General features: G+C 46.2%; 23 protein-coding genes. 21 read left to right on the forward strand and 2 right to left on the reverse strand.

Translation table 11 applies throughout. The features are described 5' to 3' along the window. Positions 1–16: 16 nt before the first annotated feature. The 15 genes from H2C83_RS10645 to obgE all read left to right on the forward strand — a co-directional run bounded on the left by H2C83_RS10645 (position 17) and on the right by obgE (position 12,144). Entirely contained in the window at positions 17–1,198 is a 1,182-nt protein-coding gene (locus H2C83_RS10645; RefSeq protein ID WP_181740527.1) for an SPOR domain-containing protein, read from the forward strand. Between the two features lie 190 nt (positions 1,199–1,388). Next, positions 1,389–1,982 carry a Maf family protein gene (locus H2C83_RS10650; RefSeq protein WP_181740529.1) on the forward strand — a complete coding sequence of 198 codons (594 nt, stop codon included), beginning with the start codon at positions 1,389–1,391 and terminating at the stop codon, positions 1,980–1,982. Positions 1,983–2,083: 101 nt separating this feature from the next. Then, complete coding sequence (gene radC / locus H2C83_RS10655; RefSeq protein WP_281364142.1) at positions 2,084–2,782, forward strand: RadC family protein; 699 nt, start codon at positions 2,084–2,086, stop codon at positions 2,780–2,782. Between the two features lie 55 nt (positions 2,783–2,837). Continuing rightward, positions 2,838–3,896 (forward strand): rod shape-determining protein, encoded by a 1,059-nt coding sequence (locus H2C83_RS10660; RefSeq protein WP_181740580.1) that lies wholly within the window; start codon positions 2,838–2,840, stop codon positions 3,894–3,896. A 14-nt stretch (positions 3,897–3,910) separates the two neighbouring features. After that, on the forward strand, positions 3,911–4,756 hold the full coding sequence (gene mreC, locus H2C83_RS10665; RefSeq protein WP_181740531.1) for a rod shape-determining protein MreC: 846 nt from the start codon (positions 3,911–3,913) through the stop codon (positions 4,754–4,756). Further along, positions 4,753–5,283 carry a rod shape-determining protein MreD gene (gene mreD, locus H2C83_RS10670; RefSeq protein ID WP_181740533.1) on the forward strand — a complete coding sequence of 177 codons (531 nt, stop codon included), beginning with the start codon at positions 4,753–4,755 and terminating at the stop codon, positions 5,281–5,283. The genes mreC and mreD overlap by 4 nt, the downstream gene beginning before the upstream one ends. 78 nt (positions 5,284–5,361) lie before the next feature. Then, on the forward strand, positions 5,362–6,042 hold the full coding sequence (locus tag H2C83_RS10675; protein WP_181740535.1) for a septum site-determining protein MinC: 681 nt from the start codon (positions 5,362–5,364) through the stop codon (positions 6,040–6,042). Positions 6,043–6,063: 21 nt separating this feature from the next. Then, positions 6,064–6,858: a septum site-determining protein MinD gene (minD, locus tag H2C83_RS10680; protein WP_181740537.1), complete on the forward strand. Its 795-nt coding sequence runs from the start codon at positions 6,064–6,066 to the stop codon at positions 6,856–6,858. 333 nt (positions 6,859–7,191) lie between these two features. Then, positions 7,192–7,962 carry a M23 family metallopeptidase gene (locus H2C83_RS10685; protein WP_181740539.1) on the forward strand — a complete coding sequence of 257 codons (771 nt, stop codon included), beginning with the start codon at positions 7,192–7,194 and terminating at the stop codon, positions 7,960–7,962. After that, positions 7,955–8,821: a M50 family metallopeptidase gene (locus tag H2C83_RS10690; protein ID WP_181740541.1), complete on the forward strand. Its 867-nt coding sequence runs from the start codon at positions 7,955–7,957 to the stop codon at positions 8,819–8,821. Before H2C83_RS10685 ends, H2C83_RS10690 begins: the two co-directional genes overlap by 8 nt. Positions 8,822–8,974: 153 nt before the next feature. Continuing rightward, positions 8,975–9,289 (forward strand): 50S ribosomal protein L21, encoded by a 315-nt coding sequence (rplU, locus tag H2C83_RS10695; RefSeq protein WP_181740543.1) that lies wholly within the window; start codon positions 8,975–8,977, stop codon positions 9,287–9,289. Further along, positions 9,286–9,621: a ribosomal-processing cysteine protease Prp gene (locus H2C83_RS10700; protein ID WP_181740545.1), complete on the forward strand. Its 336-nt coding sequence runs from the start codon at positions 9,286–9,288 to the stop codon at positions 9,619–9,621. The genes rplU and H2C83_RS10700 overlap by 4 nt, the downstream gene beginning before the upstream one ends. Positions 9,622–9,645: 24 nt before the next feature. Further along, on the forward strand, positions 9,646–9,954 hold the full coding sequence (rpmA, locus tag H2C83_RS10705; protein WP_181740582.1) for a 50S ribosomal protein L27: 309 nt from the start codon (positions 9,646–9,648) through the stop codon (positions 9,952–9,954). A gap of 143 nt (positions 9,955–10,097) precedes the next feature. Further along, the gene (locus H2C83_RS10710) at positions 10,098–10,826 is read left to right on the forward strand and encodes a Spo0B domain-containing protein (protein WP_181740547.1); all 729 of its coding nucleotides are present in this window, start codon (positions 10,098–10,100) and stop codon (positions 10,824–10,826) included. Between the two features lie 19 nt (positions 10,827–10,845). Next, complete coding sequence (obgE, locus tag H2C83_RS10715) at positions 10,846–12,144, forward strand: GTPase ObgE (RefSeq protein ID WP_181740549.1); 1,299 nt, start codon at positions 10,846–10,848, stop codon at positions 12,142–12,144. A gap of 18 nt (positions 12,145–12,162) precedes the next feature. Here the strand turns inward: obgE and H2C83_RS10720 are convergent, their stop codons facing one another. Both H2C83_RS10720 and H2C83_RS10725 read right to left on the reverse strand, forming a co-directional pair. Next, entirely contained in the window at positions 12,163–12,585 is a 423-nt protein-coding gene (locus H2C83_RS10720; protein WP_181740550.1) for a hypothetical protein, read from the reverse strand. Positions 12,586–12,719: 134 nt separating this feature from the next. Then, positions 12,720–13,190, reverse strand: a complete 471-nt coding sequence (locus H2C83_RS10725) for a low molecular weight protein-tyrosine-phosphatase (RefSeq protein WP_181740552.1) — start codon at positions 13,188–13,190, stop codon at positions 12,720–12,722. A 144-nt stretch (positions 13,191–13,334) separates the two neighbouring features. Between H2C83_RS10725 and H2C83_RS10730 the strand changes: the two genes are divergently transcribed. The 6 genes from H2C83_RS10730 to ilvE all read left to right on the forward strand — a co-directional run bounded on the left by H2C83_RS10730 (position 13,335) and on the right by ilvE (position 17,894). Continuing rightward, positions 13,335–13,778, forward strand: a complete 444-nt coding sequence (locus H2C83_RS10730) for an ACT domain-containing protein (RefSeq protein ID WP_181740554.1) — start codon at positions 13,335–13,337, stop codon at positions 13,776–13,778. Positions 13,779–13,803: 25 nt separating this feature from the next. Beyond that, on the forward strand, positions 13,804–14,877 hold the full coding sequence (thrC, locus tag H2C83_RS10735; RefSeq protein ID WP_181740556.1) for a threonine synthase: 1,074 nt from the start codon (positions 13,804–13,806) through the stop codon (positions 14,875–14,877). Beyond that, positions 14,874–15,815, forward strand: a complete 942-nt coding sequence (gene thrB, locus H2C83_RS10740; RefSeq protein ID WP_181740558.1) for a homoserine kinase — start codon at positions 14,874–14,876, stop codon at positions 15,813–15,815. Before thrC ends, thrB begins: the two co-directional genes overlap by 4 nt. A 10-nt stretch (positions 15,816–15,825) precedes the next feature. After that, entirely contained in the window at positions 15,826–16,716 is an 891-nt protein-coding gene (gene pheA / locus H2C83_RS10745; RefSeq protein WP_181740560.1) for a prephenate dehydratase, read from the forward strand. A 103-nt stretch (positions 16,717–16,819) separates the two neighbouring features. Continuing rightward, a complete protein-coding gene (locus H2C83_RS10750; RefSeq protein WP_181740562.1) occupies positions 16,820–17,023 on the forward strand; it encodes a hypothetical protein in 204 nt (67 codons plus the stop codon). Then, positions 17,013–17,894: a branched-chain-amino-acid transaminase gene (gene ilvE, locus H2C83_RS10755; protein WP_246333859.1), complete on the forward strand. Its 882-nt coding sequence runs from the start codon at positions 17,013–17,015 to the stop codon at positions 17,892–17,894. Before H2C83_RS10750 ends, ilvE begins: the two co-directional genes overlap by 11 nt. Positions 17,895–18,097: the final 203 nt, after the last annotated feature.

Here is an 18,097-nt window from a genome sequence, read left to right on the forward strand (position 1 = left end):
AGAGGGGGCAGGCTGAATGGATAACCATAAAAGATCCCGAACACATGTACATAAAACCGGACTTAAAGTGAATATTCGTACAAAGAAAGCAAAGGCCAAAGCAAGGAACGAAGAAAAGAAAAGTGACTGTTCCGTTGTTGTTGCAAGCGAGCCGCCCTTTCGCCCCGGCCCCATTGAACGGACAATTGGAAAGATTCCATGGAAACCATGGCCTGGTGAAAAGGTAACCAGAAAAATTTCGTGGGAACAACGGCTTGAAGAAGCGAAACTGGATTCATGGGATAGATGGATGGAAGGGCAAAAGAAAAAAAGCCGGGTGGTGGAGTGGGCTTCTCCAAACAATCCGTTTAAGCATAAAAAAACCCGATCCAAAAAAGATACGTCCAGGATCTGGCAAATCATTTTGTCAGCCGTCGCAGCCTTGATTATTGGCACGGTCATGGGTTTTTCCGTGTTGAACCTGTTTTTTGCGGAAAATTCAACCCATTCATCCAGATCGATTGATGATCACCTGCAGTTGCCATCTCCTGCGACAGAAAAAAGAAACCAGGTTCATGAAACAACCGTATTGACTCAGACATTGCCCCCGCTTCAGGCTGTCGTGCTGCAGGCGGGAAATTTCAGTGAAAAAGCCGGAGCCGAGAAAACGGTCAAACAATATCGGGTCAAAGGGTTGGCTGCGGTCATGTCGGAACAGGCTCCCTACCGGATCTACCTGGGGTTGGCTCCGGACCGGGATCTGGCGTTGAAATTATCGGCGATTTATCATAAACTGAATGTTTCTGTCTATTTAAAAGATGTTCATCTAAACGGGGAAACCTCCTTGAAAACGGAAGTTTATAACCCGCTCAACCAGGCACTGAAACTGGGAAACCAGCTTTTCCGGAAGTTGAGTACCGGCTCAGCGCAAGCAATTGGCGCATCCACTTCAGACAAGGCCCTACCGTTTGAAATGACGGAAGAACTGTCCAGGGAGTATCAGCAATTTGTGGTTCAGACCCAGTCGGTCAAAAACCAGCTCCCTTCAGAAGCAGGGCAGGCCCTTGACCGGATGATTCAATCAATGGATCAGGCTGTTCAAAGTGGAACTGCTGGCCGGAAAAACCCGAACCAGGCCTTGCTATGGCAAATGCAGGAAGGTTTGGCACGGTATGTGGCAGCTTATGAACAATTGCTGCAAACGTTGAAAAAACAATAAAATTTGGCTGGGCAGGATAGGTGAAAGTAACTTGTTGAACCTTAACCCATTTGATAAACTTAAATTGATATGTTTTGTTTTTCAGCACCTCGATGAGCGGGTGCTTTTTTCCTTAACAGAATAAAATGTAAAATTTTGGAAAACAGAAAAACCTTTGCAGTTGTCGTTAATTTAGGCAGGTGTCATTGAAATGCAACGTGAAATTGTATTGGCGTCAGGGTCTCCCCGCAGAAAAGAATTGCTTGCGCGTATTGGAGTTCCGTTTCGTGTTCAGACAAGTGATGTGGATGAAACGGTAGACTTGCCCTTGTCCCCGGATCAGGTGGTTGAAGAACTGGCATTGCGCAAGGGAAGGGTCGTGGCTGCCCGGTGTGAAAATGCCCTGGTAATTGGAGCGGATACCGTGGTTGTTTACCAGGGAGAAATCATGGGCAAACCGGCGGATCAACGCGAAGCTGCTCAAATGCTGGGGGAGTTATCAGGGAAGGAACATCAGGTTTATTCAGGAATCGCCCTGTTGACTGTGAATCAGGGTAAAATTACCGGAGAGGTTGTATCCCATCGGATGACACGTGTCTGGATGCGGTCTCTTACTCCTGAAAAGATCACATGGTATGTAAATACAAAAGAACCTTTAGATAAAGCTGGAGCTTATGGAATTCAGGGCCTTGGAGCCTGTCTGGTAGACCGGATTGAAGGATGTTATTTTAATGTGGTTGGAATGTCTTTGGCATTACTTGATGAAATGTTGTCAGAGGTTGGTTTTTCCATTGCACAGGATTAAATCTGGAAGGAACAGGCACCTTTGCTGACCGTTTTGCTTCATGTGAAATCATTCCAGAAAAAGGGAGTAGAGTAGCCGGCAGGGGGAGGAATATATTGTTTATGGAACGTACATTGCCGATGATCAAAGATGTGCCTGAGGAGGAAAGACCCCGTGAACGCATGTTGCGCTTTGGGCCGGAACACTTGTCCAATGCAGAGTTGTTGGCTTTGTTGTTGAGAACAGGCAGCACGGGAGAATCTGTCATGCTCCTGGCACAGCGTGTACTCAGCAAAATCGGCGGACTGAAAGCCCTCACTCAGGTTTCCCTTAAGGAATTGATGGAAATTCACGGAATCGGGCCGGCCAAGGCTGTGCAAATCATGGCTGGCGTCGAACTTGGTCAACGGATATCCCGATTGCTGCCTGAGGAGCGTTATGCGATCCGTTCCCCGCAGGATGCAGCCCGATTTGTGATGGAAGAACTTCGTTTTCAAAAACAGGAGCATTTTGTATGCTTATTTTTAAACACCAAATACCAGGTGATTGGAAAACAATGTATCTTTAAAGGAAGTTTAAATGCCTCTGTCGTCCATCCCCGGGAAATTTTTCATGAAGCGATCCGTAACAGTGCCGCAGCGATTATTTGCGTACATAATCATCCCAGCGGAGATCCGACTCCAAGTCCGGAAGATCTGGAAGTAACCGAGAGGCTGATCGAGGCAGGAAGGCTATTGGGGATTGAATTGATCGATCACCTGATCATTGGTGATCAATCGTATATGAGCATGAGAGAGCATGGAATGGTTTCAGATGAATAAACAAGACAGAGAGAAAGTGGATTTGCGATGATGGGAAGGAGGTTCTACCATGCCCATGTTTGGCGGACTGGTTAAAGATTTGGGAATAGATTTGGGTACGGCAAACACACTTGTTTACGTAAAGGGGGAAGGAATTGTTGTCAGGGAACCGTCAGTTGTGGCGATCGATACGGAAACCCAGGAAATAAAGGCGGTCGGGAATGCGGCCAAGCTGATGATTGGCCGTACACCGGGCAATATTGTTGCAATCCGTCCCATGAAAGATGGCGTTATTGCCGATTATACAACGACGGCAACCATGCTGGAGTATTTTATCAAGCAGGCAATCAATCAAAAAATGATTATTCCGCGAAGACCCAATGTGATGGTTTGCATTCCTTCCGGGATTACTCCGGTTGAAAAAAGGGCTGTCGAGCAGGCGGCGATGCGTGCAGGAGTAAAAGAAGCCTATACCATTGAGGAGCCGTTTGCCGCGGCAATTGGGGCAGGTCTACCCGTTTGGGAACCGACAGGAAGCATGGTGGTTGATATTGGCGGCGGAACGACAGAAGTTGCCGTAATTTCTCTGGGAGGAATTGTAACGAGCCATTCACTGCGGGTGGCTGGCGACAAAATGGATGAAGCGATTATTCAATATATCCGTCGCAAACATAATTTACTGATTGGAGAGCGTACCGCGGAAATGCTGAAACTGGAAATCGGTTCGGCAATTCCTGAGGATGATCCGGAAAAAAACAACGAACGGGAAATCAAGGGACGCGATCTGATGACCGGGCTGCCCCGGATGATCAAAATCACATCCAGGGAAATTGCCGAAGCCCTTTCGGAAACGGTGCGGGAAATTATCAATGCAGTAAAAATGGCTTTGGAAGAGACACCGCCCGAACTGGCCGCAGATATTCTGGAGCGTGGCATCATGTTGACAGGCGGGGGAGCTTTGCTTCGGAAATTGGATGACTGTTTGAAACAGGAAACGCAAATGCCCGTTATGATTGCTGAAAACCCGCTTGACTGTGTAGCGATGGGGACAGGCGTTTCCCTGGAGCATATTGACAAATTCAAACCGAGAAGCGGTACAGGTTATCGCAGTCTTCTGCACAAACGATTCTATTAAAGGGATTGTGAAATATGAGACGCAGTACGATTCGTTTTCTGGTTGTTGTGACGCTTGTGGTGGCCTTGTTTTTGACAGTAAGTGTGACACGCGGGGCAAGAGGAACATTATCTGCACCGGAAAGCTGGTTAATCACCGGGGTTGGTTGGATTCAGTCTCTTTTTCATCTTCCCGTGCAGTCCATTTTTGCTGCCGGAAACAAACCCGATGAAGAAACGGCCATGATGGAGCTGCAGGCTAAAGTAAATCAGTTGCAAAAAGAGAATAATGAACTGAAACAACTGCTCAACTACAAAAAAGAGCACCCAATGGATACAATCGCGGCCCGGGTTGTTTATCGCAGCCCGGACCGCTGGAATAACCGGATAGTGATCAATCGTGGTTCCATCGATGGGGTAAAGCCCAAAATGCCGGTCGTTACTGCCCGGGGATTGCTGGGACGAGTAGTCAATGTGACAAAATATATGTCGGAAATCCAGCTGTTAACCAATTCTGACGGAGGACCGGGAATTGCTGCGGTGATTCAAAACGGCTCAGAGGAAATCCTGGGCATTATCGAAGGATATGACATGGAAAAGAAATGCTTGCTCTTAAACAAGGTGCCTGTGACGGCACAGCCGAAAAAAGGGCAATTCGTGGTTACTTCTCAATTGTCTGACATTTATCCCGGGGGGATCCTGATTGGCACGGTGGACCAGGTGAAATTGAATGAAGGACAGGTCGAACAGGTCGTTTATGTCAAGCCGTCTGCCTCTTTTGAACGCTTCGATTTCGTCATGGTGGTAAAAGATCCGGAAAAATTGCAGTTGAACCAGCTTTCTGAGCAGAAACCGTCCGGGAAAGGAGGAGAAAAACGATGAAAAAGTATTTTGTCGCTTTTCTTTCCCTTCTTTTTCTGTTGGAAGGTTCCCAATTGCAGTGGTTGCTCCCTCAATCCTGGGGGAGTCCTTTTGTGATTGTACCCCAGCTGGTTGTGAGCGGAATTGTTGCGATTTCCTTTTATTTGCCCCGCCGTTATGTTTTGCTGATCAGCTTTGTTTTTGGATTGCTTCATGATATTGTGTATGGGCCGGCCATCGGGATTCAATCATTTACCCTGCCGCTTGTCGCTTATGGCGCTTATCTGCTCTCGGGAACGTTCTCCCTGTATCAATGGATTGCAGGAATGACACTGCTTTTGGGTCAGTTGTCCTGTTTTTTGGTCACCTACGGGTGGTATCGTTTGTTTGGCTTTACCGATGTATCCTTTTCCTATGCTTTTTGGATTCATATGGTTCCATCCGTCATGTTTAATTTGCTGGTCGGCTATCCCATTTACAGATTGATTCGCTGGATCTATCAGAAAAAGCGGACACGTTCCGTGATATTTGATACCATTCTGCGGTAAAGGCCTTTTAAGGTAAGAGGGGATTGAAGGAAAATAAAGGGAAAAAGCGAAATCAATAGTGAGGCGGGTGACGTCAAGATGGGTAAAGTGTTAAAACCGGGCGTAGTAATTAAAGGCACCAAAGACGGCCTTCTATTTTATCTCGATGATTCGCGTCCCTTTTCAGCGGTTTTGGAAGAACTGAAGCATAAGCTTGAAAATACGCATGCCGCCAATATCTGGGATGGCCCTGATATGAAGGTGATTATCAAGCTTGGAAAGCGGCAGATATCGCAAGTTGAGGAATCCTCCGTCAGAGAACTGTTTTCCGTCAGAAAAAATCTGATCATTCAAGGATTTGAAACGGAAGGAAAGCATTATCTGCAAGGCATGGAAGCCGGTATAGAAATCAAATCAGGTACGGTGCGGTCAGGACAGGTCTTGATACATAACGGCAATCTTCTTTTTATAGGAGATGTCAATCCGGGAGGAATGATTCAATCCTCCGGCAGTATTTACGTTATGGGGGCATTGCGGGGAGTTGCCCATGCCGGATGCCATGGGGACACAAATGCCATAATTGTTGCATCGCTTTTGCGCCCGACACAGCTTCGGATAGCAGATGTGATTTCCCGCCCGCCGGACCAATGGGATGAATCGGAGACCGGAATGCGGTTTGCCTATTTGTCAGATCATCAGATCGCGGTAGAGAAAATTCACCAACTGGGACAGTTGTACCCGGATTTTGAATGGAAGGCAAACAGACGACGTTTTTCATAGATTGCGGTTTGGAGGTTAAGTATGGGAGAGAGTATACTTGTAACCTCGGGCAAAGGGGGAGTAGGTAAATCTACGACTACTGTCAATATTGGAACGGCTCTTGCTTTGTCGGGGAAAAAAGTCTGTTTGGTTGATGCGGATATCGGTTTGAGGAATTTGGATGTATTGATGGGATTGGAGAACCGGATTATTTATGATCTTGTTGATGTGATTGAGAAGAAGTGCCGGGTTGAACAGGCATTGGTCAGGGACAAGCGATGTGATGATCTCTGTTTAATGCCGGCTGCGCAGACCCGTGACAAATCTGCCGTAACCACCAATGAAGTCCGGTGGCTGATTGCCGAACTGAAAGAACAGTTTGACTATGTGTTGGTTGACAGTCCTGCGGGGATTGATGTCGGATTTCAGAATGCCTTATCCGGTGCAGATCAGGCGATTGTGGTTACAACGCCGGAAAACGCAGCAATTCGGGATGCGGATCGGGTAATCGGCCTGCTGGAAAAAGAACTTGACACGATTCCGAAACTGGTCATCAACCGTTTGCGGAAGCAAATGACCAAAGACGGGGGTATGATGGACGTAGATGAAGTTGTCGCGGTGTTGGCTGTTGATCTGTTAGGGGTGGTTCCGGACGAAGAACAGGTTATCCGAGCGGGCCACATCGGCGAACCCATTGTTTATGACAATCGTAATATGGCGGGAAGAGCCTACCGGAATATCGCCCGGCGTATCCAGGGGGAAATGGTTCCGTTAATGATCCTGGAAAAAGAAGCAGGCATGATCACCAAAATGAAAAAATGGCTAGGGTTTGGTTGATCACCGCCAAAAGGAAAACCGGACAAATCTGATTTATGATTGAATACATAGTTGGCGGAAGCGATTTGAAGCGGGTGAATTCGAAACCTCTGTGAGAGCAGAAGCGAGTGCTTTCAGGAGAAACGGGCGGAACTGTTTGAGTGTTAGCGAGTGGAAGCCTGCCTGAAGCGCTCTGACCGCTTCCTTGCAAGGTGGAATGGAATGAGCCTGAAAATCGCTTCCTAAAATATGCTTTACCAAAATTGGAAAACAGACCTGCCTGGGTCTGCTTTTTTCATATTATCTGTTGTCCATTCATATATTGATGAAAAATGGACAAACAGGTGAGGGCTGATGGCAATCGAACAGGAATGGATTCAAAATATAAAAAGAAGACGGGAACAGCAAATCCGTTACATGAAAAAAAATGGAACGCCATATAACACTTTGGGGAAAGATGGGGCGTTTACAGGAGAAAGCACTTTATCCGGTTATGTTCCCTGGCACAAGGCCGCGTCTCTGAATGCAGACAAACCGAAGCGTAAAAGAAAGAATAAATTTTTGTATCAGTGGATCCTGGCAATGGTTTTGTTTTTGGCCACAACCGCTGTTTTTACGCTGCCGGAAAATGTTGCGGCTCCTCTTAAAAACGGGATTTACCAGGTGTTGACAAAAGAGTTCCGGTTTGCCGAAATGCAGGCTTTGTATCAGAAATATGCGGGAGGATCTCCGGCATTCTTGCCCGCATTTTCCAAAAAGTCAAACAATGAGAAAAATTGGGCGGTTCCGGTTTCGGGAAAAATCACATTGCCATTTGATGAAAAAAGAAAAGGAATTGTTCTTGCCACGCCAGAATCGGCTCAGGTTGTTGCTTCCCAGGAAGGATGGGTAGAGTTCACAGGAAATAAAAACGGCCTGGGAAACACCATTATTATTCAGCATGCAAATGGCAGGGAAACATGGTATGGATGGCTGGAAGAGATAAACGTGCGGGAAAAAGACTGGGTCAAAAAGGGGCAGCCGATCGGAAAAGTGAAAAAAATGCATAATCAATCTTTTCTGTACTTTGCTCTCCGTGATCGTAATCAATTTGTCAACCCGGCGAGCGTGATAACCTTTGAATAAGCGGTTTATGCACATTCCGGTTCGAATTCATCCCCTGTTCTGGATAGTTGTCTGTTCAGCGGTTTGGACAGGCTATTTTATTGAAATTTTTACCTTGATTGTCCTGGTGGTGATCCATGAACTGGGACACCTTGCAGCGGCCAATGCATTTGGCTGGAGGATGGAATCGATCCGGCTGTTGCCGTTTGGCGGAGTAGTCAAGACAGATGAATGGGGAACGGTTCCTGCACGTGAAGAGATCACTGTTGCTTTGGCCGGCCCTTTTCAACATGTTTTCATAGTGTTGATCAGCCTGTTCTTCCATCAGCAGGGATGGTGGTCCCTGGATTGGACAAAATACTTTATCCACGGGAATATGATGGTTGCAGGGTTCAATTTGCTGCCTATTTACCCGCTGGACGGGGGACGCATCTTACAATCGTCCTTAAGCTATTTTTTTCCATACCGGGTTTGCCTGGAAATCACTTTGTGGCTGGGCATGGCCGGTTCGTTATTGCTGTGTGTATGCTCGTTTTTTTTGTCGTCAAAAGGGGTTGTGTTGCATTTGCTGCTTCTTGGCCTGTTTTTGTTTCATTCCAATTACCAGACCTTTAAACAGAAAAACATTCACTTTGTCCGTTTCCTTCTTTACCGGCGCTATCATCCGGACCGTTCCCATCGGGTGACGAAACTACGGGTCCGGGCGGATGCAAGATTGAATACGGTGATGCGAAAGATCTGCAAAGAGAAGTACCATATCCTGGAGGTTCATGATGAAACCGGGAAACTGATCAGTGTGGTGCCTGAAGAATGGGCGCTTGACACCTATCTTCGTTCCCCTTACTATAGAAAAGAAATCAGGGAATGGTTTGCCTCATGAACCGGGTTGAATTGGAAGCGGAAAAAGCTTTGACAATCTGTTATGAAATGTGCTATGATAGGCGTTGTCGTTATCACCGCACACGACGGGATCAATAAAAAGGCTGTGCCTTTCCTGTTCGTGGCGAGTCTCTAGTCAAGAGGAGGATTGGAAATGTACGCAGTAATTGAAACAGGTGGCAAACAATATCGTGTAGAGAAAGACAGTGTTCTCTACATTGAAAAACTGGACGCGCAAGTTGGGGATACTGTCACGTTTGACAAGGTTCTGCTTGTGAAAAATGCTGATGAAATCAAAGTAGGTTCCCCGCTGGTAGAAGGCGCGAAAGTAACCGGTAAAGTCGTAAAACATGGAAAAGGGAAAAAAATTATCGTGTTTAAGTATAAACCGAAAAAGAACTACAAACGTAAAAAAGGCCATCGTCAGCCGTTTACGCAAGTAGTAATTGAAAATATTGAAGCCCAATGATTAGAATCCGAGTGAAACGTGACGGCCAAAACCGTGTACAGCGGGTGCTGATTACCGGACATGCATATTTTGACAAGCATGGCAAGGATATTGTATGTGCAGCTGTTTCTGGAATTTCCATCGGAATGGTAAATGCCATTGAGCAGCTTTTTGGCGTGCAGATGCATGCTGAAAACGACGGGGATGGAAAGGTGGATTGCCGCTTGCCAAATGAGGTCCGGGATCCGGAACAGCGGGAGAAAATTGGTTTGTTGTTGGAAGCGATGGTCGTTTCACTCCAAAATGTGGCTGATGAGTTTCCTTCTTACGTTAAAATCAGTGAATGGAAATAATATCTGTGAAAAGAGGTGGACATGATGCTTAAACTTAACCTGCAGTGCTTTGCATCCAAAAAAGGGGTAGGTTCCACAAAAAACGGTCGTGACAGCATTTCCAAACGTCTCGGAGTAAAACGTGGAGATGGCCAATTCGTATTGGCTGGAAATATCCTGGTTCGTCAACGCGGAACCAAAATCTATCCGGGCTTGAATGTTGGCCGTGGTGGAGATGATACCCTTTTTGCCAAAGCAGATGGTGTTGTACGTTTTGAGCGCATGGGACGCAACAAGAAACGCGTCAGCATTATTCCGGCAGCTGAACAGGAAGCAGCTGCAGCACGCGCTTAAGATCCGATATGGATATATAGTGAGAGTATAAAAGGTAAGCACATTTGTCAAATATGTTGCTTACCTTTTATTTATTGCCTTTTCCTGTTTTTCTTCAGTAAAATAAGGTTCAAAGTGATTACACAAGATGGGGGAGATTTGTTTTGAAGCGAGGGTTTACGACAAGCAAGCTGGTTATTCCGATGGTTCTGCTGATGGTTGGATGGCTGGTCCATCCTTTTGGAAAGCTGGTGGACTTTTTCTTTTTCCTCGCTTCATTTATCACGCTTGTGGCAGGAATGTCCTGTATGCAAAAACAATGGCTGGTACAGGCAAAAATAAAGGAAGAAGAACGGGCAAAACAGGTTTTTGCCGAATTGCGCCATGACTGGATGAATCATATTCAGGTTTTAATGGGATATTTGATGATGAAGAAAGAAGAACCGATCAGAAAATATTTAAATAAATTGGTGCAACAGGCCCAGACGGAACGGACCGTTTCCAGACTGATGCATGCTCCGCTGGCGGTAGCCTTGCTGGAACTGCCACATCGCCAGAAAGAATGGGAAGTTACTTTGGCTGTATCGGAGGCGTTTGGGTTTGGCAATATGGATGAAGAAAAGATCTTTCTGGAAATTTGGCAGCGATTACTTGCGGCCATCGAGAAAAAACAGCAACTGGTGGATGAGTTTGTGCAAGCTTCTTTTTCCCTGAAAAGTGATATAAACGGGGTGCAGGTAAATCTTAAGTTCACGGGATCAGATCCGACAGAGTTTTTGTCTGACGATTTCAGGGATCTGCTGGAAAAGCAGTTGCGGGCAGTTGAACCATCGATTGCTGTAACACTCGAAGATAATGGATTGCAGCTGACTTACAATCGGGGGTCGGACTGAGCGGGAGGGTGACAGAAGCATGTTTGTAGACAAGGTAAAGATTTATGTGAAAGGCGGCGACGGCGGAAATGGCATGGTTGCGTTTCGCCGGGAGAAATATGTACCCAAGGGCGGACCTGCCGGCGGCGATGGTGGCCGTGGGGGAAGCGTCGTTTTTATGGTGGATGAAGGATTGTGTACGTTGATGGATTTTCGTTACCAAAGGCATTTTAAAGCCAAACGGGGAGAAAATGGGCGATCCAAGTCCCAGCACGGAGCTGGGGCGGATGACTTGGTGGTAAAGGTTCCGCCAGGGACGGTTGCCCGTGACGCGGATACTGGGGAACTGATCGCAGACCTCACAGAGAATGGGCAAGAAGCGGTTATTGCACGCGGGGGGCGTGGTGGACGTGGAAATATCCGTTTTGCAACCCCTGTGAATCCTGCTCCGGAAATTGCCGAGAATGGCGAACCTGGAGAAGAGCGGTGGGTTGAGCTGGAATTAAAGCTGTTGGCTGATGTTGGCCTGGTTGGTTATCCCAGTGTTGGAAAGTCTACTTTGTTGTCCGTGGTTTCCGCGGCAAAACCCAAAATTGCCTCCTATCATTTTACGACGCTTGTCCCCAATTTGGGCGTGGTGCAGGTGGAAAGCGGTCGCAGTTTTGTAATGGCCGATTTGCCCGGCCTGATCGAGGGAGCGCATCAGGGAGTCGGACTGGGACACCAGTTCCTGCGCCATGTTGAACGGACCAGGATTCTGCTCCATGTGGTGGACATGGCCGGTTCGGAAGGACGGGACCCTTATGAGGATTATCTGCAGATTAATGAAGAGCTGAAACAATACCGTCAGGATCTGGAGAATCGGCCACAAATTGTAGTTGCAAACAAAATGGACTTGCCGGATGCAAAAGAGCATCTTGTTCTGTTTAAAGAGCAGGTGGGAAAAGAAACACCTGTTTTCCCGGTATCGGCTGTGACTGGTGAAGGGATAAAGGAGCTGCTTTATGCGGTGGTGGAACTGCTGGAGAAAGTAGAAAGGGAACAGCAAGTTCAGGAAACAGTTGAACATACCACTGAGAGAAAAATTTACCGAAGCAGGGAAGAAAAACCGGCTTTTGCGATTCGGAAAGAAAATGAGATTTATGTCGTGGAAGGCGAACGGATTGAAAAATTGATCCAGCGTACCAACTTTTCATATCACGACAGTGTGATGCGCTTTGCCAGGATCATCCGGCAGATGGGTGTAGAAGATGCGTTGCGTAAAAAAGGAGCCAAAAACGGGGATACGGTGCGAATTGGTGAGATGGAATTTGAATTGAATGATGCGATGGATTATTGAAAAAAGCAACCGGTCTGGTTATCGGTTGCTTTTTCCCTGGTAAATGCGTCCGGTTGCGATAGATTGCTGCAGACGGCCAACAGAACTCTGATCCATTTTGAACAGGAATTTTCCGCTTTCATGCGGAATCAACTGTTTTTCCGTTTTTCCGGGAGGAACCATTCCGTCGGCAATGGTCGGGCATTCCAGATGGTCACAATGAGCAAATACAAAGTAATAAACAGGAGAAGGACCAAAATTATGGATTTCAAGGGTCATCGTTCCCTTTTCCAGGTAGAACCAGTCTGTCCATACCGAAGGTTGCGATTGCAACGGATTTAAGGCCAAATGATATTCCGACCGTTCACAGGATGAGTAACCTGTGGAAAAAAAGATAAGTAGTAAAGATAAACAGACAAGCGACAAAACAGAAATGATTTTCGGTTGCTTAAGCTGGCGCATTGGCTCACCACCCAGTTGTTTTATTTAGTATAAGCAAGGAATGGAGGGGATATGAAAAGGGATTCCACCGTTTGCTATATTTCGTTAAAAATCGACTTCCAGGCATCAGCAAAATCCCGCGTTATCCAAAAAATTCAACTGAGCCGATGTTCTTTTTTGATTACCTCCAGAAGAGTGCGGCACCCCTTGCTCACCAGATCATAAGTTTCCTCAAAATTTCCGGTGTACCATGGATCTGGTACTTCGGTATAGGTGGTATCGGGGATAAAATCGACAAACCGGTATATATTCACATTGCGGTTTCCGGCAAGGTGGCGCAAATCGTTTACATTGCTGTCATCCATACCGATGATATAAGTAAATTTCGAGAAATCATCCGCATTTACCTGCCGTGCGCGCAATCCTTCATAAGAAATCCCCAGCGATTTCAATTTTTGCCGGGTTCCACGATGGGGAACTTCTCCGGTATGCCAGTTCCCAATTCCCGCAGAATCCACTTTGATTTTTTCTTCCAGATCTTCCATCTTCAGCAGATGGCGAAAAACCGCTTCTGCCATGGGGGAACGGCAAATGTTGCCCAAACAGACAAATAATACTGAGACCATGAATCGATACTCCTTTTTCTGAAATGATGGCAATCAATATCATAGCATATGAAAAAATTATAAAAAAAGTCTTGCAAAGAAGCGTTTTCAAGCGTTAAAATGTCCGCAATAAGAAAACATTTGTTTATTATTGGGGGACAGCCAATGTCAGATGATATATTTGCTTTGGTTCGCATAGAAATGTTGCCCGAAGCAATACAAAAAACATTGGAAGCGAAAAAATTGCTGGAGACAGGTGATGTGACAAAGGTGCAGGAAGCTGTAAACAGGGTAGGATTAAGCCGCAGTTCTTTTTATAAATATAAGAACAGTGTCTTCCCCTTCAATGCGATGGTAAAGGAAAAGATCGTAACGATTGCCCTGACCCTGGAACACCGCCCGGGGGTGCTGTCCAATGTGCTGAAGTATCTGGCAGAGATGAAGACAAGTGTTTTGACCATTAATCAGACAATTCCGTTGCAAGGAGAGGCTGCTGTATCAATGTCGATCGATACAACACAGATGGAAGCCGATGTCCAGGTGATTTTGCGTGGCCTTTCCCGCCTGGATGGAGTAAGAAGAGCAGCTATTGTCGGATCTGGCGAGTAAATTACAAAACAAGGAGAGAGAAAATATGAGAACAGGGATCTTGAAAAAATACAGGGAGTTTCTTCCAGTCAGTGAATTTACACCAGACTTGACCTTGTACGAAGGGGAAACTCCTCTTTATTTTGCAGAAAAGTTATCGCAAGATTTAGGAATAAATTTATATTTAAAATGGGAAGGTGCCAATCCGACCGGTTCATTCAAGGATCGGGGAATGGTACTGGCCATTGCAAAAGCGAAAGAAGAGGGGAGTCAGGCGGTCATTTGCGCATCGACGGGCAATACTTCTGCCTCAGCCGCTGCTTATGCAGCAAAACTCGGCATGGACTGCTATGTGGTGGTTCCCCATGAGCATGTCGCATTGGGAAAATTGTCGCAAGCCGTTATGTATGGCGCGAAGGTGCTCGCTGTGAAGGGGAATTTTGACCAGGCACTGAAAATCGTGCGTGAATTGACTGAAGTTTATCCGGTCACCCTGGTCAATTCTGTCAATCCATACCGGATTGAAGGCCAGAAAACCGCTGCGTTTGAAGTGAGTGAGCAATTGGGGAAAGCCCCGGATATTTTGGCCATTCCGGTCGGCAACGCCGGGAATATTACCGCTTATTGGAAAGGTTTTAAAGAATACCATCAGAAAGGGCGGATCAAGAGCCTGCCCAAAATGTGGGGATTTGAAGCAGAAGGAGCCGCTGCCATCGTTCGCGGAGAGCCGGTTACACAACCGGAAACCATAGCAACAGCCATTCGGATCGGGAATCCGGCGAGCTGGGAAAAAGCGGTTGCGGCCCGGGATGAATCACAAGGCTGCATAGATTCTGTCAGCGATGAGGAAATGCTGTATGCTTACCAGGAACTGGCCAAAAAAGAAGGAATCTTTTGTGAGCCGGCCTCTGCTGCTTCAGTAGCCGGAGTCATGAAAATGCGCCGGCAAGGAAAGTGCGGGGATCAGGCCACTGTCGTTTGTGTACTGACAGGCAACGGATTGAAGGATCCCCATACGGCCCTGGAATCTGTCCAGGTAAAGCCACAGGTTTTACCGTGCGAGAAGAAGGCGATTGAACAATTGATCCACGAACAAAAGGCAGGGAGCATGTCATCATGAAGTCTTTTTCTCCATTTTATGTAAAAGTTCCGGGAAGCACAGCCAATTTGGGCCCTGGTTTTGATTCGATCGGTATGGCGGTCAACTGTTTCCTCACCCTGTATCTGGAACCGGCTGCCCGGCTGGATATTACCGTCGGAGGAAAACACTCATCGGGAATATCCGTGCAAAGTGATAATTTCATTGTTCAGGTGATGAGAAAACTGTTTGAAAAGGAAGGAGTTGAGATGCCTCCCTTTCATCTGCATATCAAAAATGACATCCCGCTGGCAAGAGGGTTGGGAAGCAGTGCGGCAGCGATTGTGGCCGGACTTTTGGCAGCTGATCATTTACTGGAGACAGAGTGGAGCCAGAAGGAACTGCTGAAAAAGGCGACCATTCTGGAAGGCCATCCTGACAATGTTGGTGCTTCGTTATTCGGGGGGATCGTAATCAGCTCATGGGATGGAAAAGAAGTAGAAGTGGCTACCTGTGAACCGCCTGATATTCCGGTAATAACAATCATTCCGGAACAACGCCTGTCAACCGGCACTGCCCGCAAGGCTTTGCCTGAAGATTATTCCAGGCATGATGCCGTATTGTCGAGCAGCAGGGCTAATCTGCTTGTTGCCGCACTGTTCCTGAAAAAGTGGGATCTCTTGAAAACGGCCATGCAAGATGCCTTTCACCAGCCGTATCGGGAGATGTTGGTACCCGGTCTGAAGGAAGGATTAAAAAAAGCAACGGATCACGGTGCTTACGGCATTGCTTTAAGCGGAGCCGGACCGACGATGATTGCGTTTGTGAAAGACAAGGTGCAGCTGAAAAAATTTTTTTATGAATTATTCTCCAATTTGCAAGTATCTGTTGAGATGCTTGAGATGACCCCGTGTCATACAGGAGCGCATATAGTGTTGACAGCGGAAGAAAAACATAGTAAATTCATGGGAAAAATCTAAGGAGTATATTATGGAAAAACGTATTGCTTATCTTGGACCTGTTGGAACTTTTACTTATATTGCCGCGACCACCCTGTTTTCCTCTGAAAAAAATGTTCAGCTCATTCCGTTTCCCACCATTCCCGATTGTTTGCAGGCCGTGGAGGAAAAAGAAACGGATTGGGCTGTGGTTCCGGTTGAAAATGCGATTGAGGGTTCGGTCAATTCGACGATTGACTGGATTATTCACCATGTTGACTTGCCGATCCGTGCCGAACTGGTTTATCCGATCACTCAATGCATTATGGGACATACGTCACAGGAAGGGCGGCCAGGGCATGAGATTGAACGAATTTATTCGCATCCGCAAGGGATTGCCCAATGTCAGTTGACTCTTAGAAAAATGTTTCCGTATGCGGAGCATAAAATGACTGAAAGCACAGCCCAGGCGGCAGAACTGGTTGCCAACCATCCGGAGCAACCCTGGCTTGCGGTGGGTCCCAAAGCGGCTGCTGAACGATATGAATTGTCGATTATCAAAGAACATGCGGAAGATCACAATAACAATTTCTCGCGTTTTTTTGCCGTTAGCCGCGAAGAACGCCTGTCGGCTGATTCTGCTTCTTATAAGACCAGTTTGCAGGTTACATTGCCTTCGGATTATCCTGGTGCGTTGTATCAGGTGCTGGCTGCGTTTTCCTGGCGCAAGGTAAATCTGACCCATATTGAATCACGCCCCACAAAAACAGGGCTTGGCAACTACTTTTTCTGGATTGATGCGCAGCTTCCGGTTGAACATGTACTGATGCAAGGCGCGATCGAGGAAATTGAGGCACTGGGATGCCAGGTGCGTGTGCTGGGCTCTTTTCCTTGTTATTTTAAAAAAATTGGTGAAACATTAGTTGCCAATGAAAAAGTTTAAGAAGTTAATTGACATTTATAAATGTTGGCGTTATAATTACTAAAAATTTATTCAAGTCAAATATCTGTATTTATCAGAAGGGTGCCTAGGGTTCCGTTCTTCGATGGAAGAAGCCTGGACCAAGCGGTACCGGCACCAGCAGGCTGGTGTACACCGTGAGGATAAAAGCCTCCAGCGGCAGGTTCTGACCCCGGGATTTTTTCTGGAAAAAGAACCGCTTCTGAGAGGCTTTTTTATCATAATTACATCAAATAAAGGAGTGTATGATCTTGACTGCGGCCGAACGATGGATTTTTATGAATGGTGAATATAAGCGTAAAGAAGAAGCACTGGTTTCTGTTTTTGACCATGGATTTCTGTATGGAGATGGTGTTTTTGAGGGAATTCGTGCTTATGAAGGAAACGTGTTTAAACTGAAAGAACATATCAAGCGTCTGTATGATTCAGCCAAATCGATTATGTTAACCATTCCTTATACCCAGGAAGAAATGGAAAAGCTGGTGTGTGAAACAGTACGAAAAAACAATTTGCAGAATGCTTATATTCGTTTGGTCGTGTCACGGGGAATCGGTGACCTGGGATTGGATCCCAGAAATTGCTCCACTCCTAATGTGGTTATTATTGCGGATCAAGTCCGTTTGTTTTCCAAAGAATTATATGAAAAAGGAATCTCTGTGATTACGGTTCCTTCGCGGCGAAATATCCCCGATGCACTTGACGCTAAAATTAAATCTTTAAACTATCTGAATAATATTTTGGTTCGTATAGAGGCAAACATAGCCGGGGTTTCCGAAGCGATCATGCTTAATTCGCAAGGATACGTTGCAGAAGGATCCGGTGACAATATCTTTATTGTAAAAAATAATGTTTTGTATACACCCCCCAGTTATGTGGGCTGTCTTGAAGGAGTTACCCGCAATACAATCATAGAATTGGCCAGGAAAAAAGGATATGTTGTTAAAGAAGAGCCTTTCACCAGGCATGATGTATATGTTGCCGATGAAGTGTTCCTGACCGGAACCGCGGCGGAAGTAATTGGAATTGTCAAAGTGGATGAACGGGTAATCGGAGAAGGAGTACCCGGTAAGGTAACGAAAGAATTGAAACAGGAATTTGAAAAAATCGCTTCGGTAGAAGGGGTTCAAGCTTACGCCGATGAAAAATTCGGAGTTGTTTGATTGATTCCGATTGCCTAAAAATGCCATGCTGTTTAGCATGGTATTGAGCTTGATGACAAACCCCAAGCTTTTTCGCAAGAAAAGGGCTTGGGGTTGTATATTTCAGGGAGATAAACAAATTAAGGAAATTCAATTTATTCATTAGCCGGATCACAAGGCTTTTTCCTCTCTTCGAGAGGAGCAAAGCCAGTTTTTTAACATTT

It is taken from the genome of Thermoactinomyces mirandus, from assembly GCF_013868055.1.
GTDB lineage: Bacteria > Bacillota > Bacilli > Thermoactinomycetales > Thermoactinomycetaceae > Thermoactinomyces > Thermoactinomyces mirandus.

Bases quoted from the DNA above. Each gene is read 5' to 3' on its own strand.
- ilvE (WP_246333859.1), top strand. From the start codon at position 17,013: ATGAATGGTGAATATAAGCGTAAAGAAGAAGCACTGGTTTCTGTTTTT.
- H2C83_RS10750 (WP_181740562.1), top strand. From the start codon at position 16,820: ATGGAAGAAGCCTGGACCAAGCGGTACCGGCACCAGCAGGCTGGTGTA.
- H2C83_RS10725 (WP_181740552.1), bottom strand. From the start codon at position 13,190: ATGGTCTCAGTATTATTTGTCTGTTTGGGCAACATTTGCCGTTCCCCC.
- thrC (WP_181740556.1), top strand. From the start codon at position 13,804: ATGAGAACAGGGATCTTGAAAAAATACAGGGAGTTTCTTCCAGTCAGT.
- H2C83_RS10720 (WP_181740550.1), bottom strand. From the start codon at position 12,585: ATGCGCCAGCTTAAGCAACCGAAAATCATTTCTGTTTTGTCGCTTGTC.
- minD (WP_181740537.1), top strand. From the start codon at position 6,064: ATGGGAGAGAGTATACTTGTAACCTCGGGCAAAGGGGGAGTAGGTAAA.
- H2C83_RS10645 (WP_181740527.1), top strand. From the start codon at position 17: ATGGATAACCATAAAAGATCCCGAACACATGTACATAAAACCGGACTT.
- H2C83_RS10660 (WP_181740580.1), top strand. From the start codon at position 2,838: ATGTTTGGCGGACTGGTTAAAGATTTGGGAATAGATTTGGGTACGGCA.
- H2C83_RS10650 (WP_181740529.1), top strand. From the start codon at position 1,389: ATGCAACGTGAAATTGTATTGGCGTCAGGGTCTCCCCGCAGAAAAGAA.
- pheA (WP_181740560.1), top strand. From the start codon at position 15,826: ATGGAAAAACGTATTGCTTATCTTGGACCTGTTGGAACTTTTACTTAT.
- thrB (WP_181740558.1), top strand. From the start codon at position 14,874: ATGAAGTCTTTTTCTCCATTTTATGTAAAAGTTCCGGGAAGCACAGCC.
- obgE (WP_181740549.1), top strand. From the start codon at position 10,846: ATGTTTGTAGACAAGGTAAAGATTTATGTGAAAGGCGGCGACGGCGGA.
- H2C83_RS10675 (WP_181740535.1), top strand. From the start codon at position 5,362: ATGGGTAAAGTGTTAAAACCGGGCGTAGTAATTAAAGGCACCAAAGAC.
- rpmA (WP_181740582.1), top strand. From the start codon at position 9,646: ATGCTTAAACTTAACCTGCAGTGCTTTGCATCCAAAAAAGGGGTAGGT.
- H2C83_RS10685 (WP_181740539.1), top strand. From the start codon at position 7,192: ATGGCAATCGAACAGGAATGGATTCAAAATATAAAAAGAAGACGGGAA.
- H2C83_RS10700 (WP_181740545.1), top strand. From the start codon at position 9,286: ATGATTAGAATCCGAGTGAAACGTGACGGCCAAAACCGTGTACAGCGG.
- mreD (WP_181740533.1), top strand. From the start codon at position 4,753: ATGAAAAAGTATTTTGTCGCTTTTCTTTCCCTTCTTTTTCTGTTGGAA.
- mreC (WP_181740531.1), top strand. From the start codon at position 3,911: ATGAGACGCAGTACGATTCGTTTTCTGGTTGTTGTGACGCTTGTGGTG.
- H2C83_RS10730 (WP_181740554.1), top strand. From the start codon at position 13,335: ATGTCAGATGATATATTTGCTTTGGTTCGCATAGAAATGTTGCCCGAA.
- rplU (WP_181740543.1), top strand. From the start codon at position 8,975: ATGTACGCAGTAATTGAAACAGGTGGCAAACAATATCGTGTAGAGAAA.
- radC (WP_281364142.1), top strand. From the start codon at position 2,084: ATGGAACGTACATTGCCGATGATCAAAGATGTGCCTGAGGAGGAAAGA.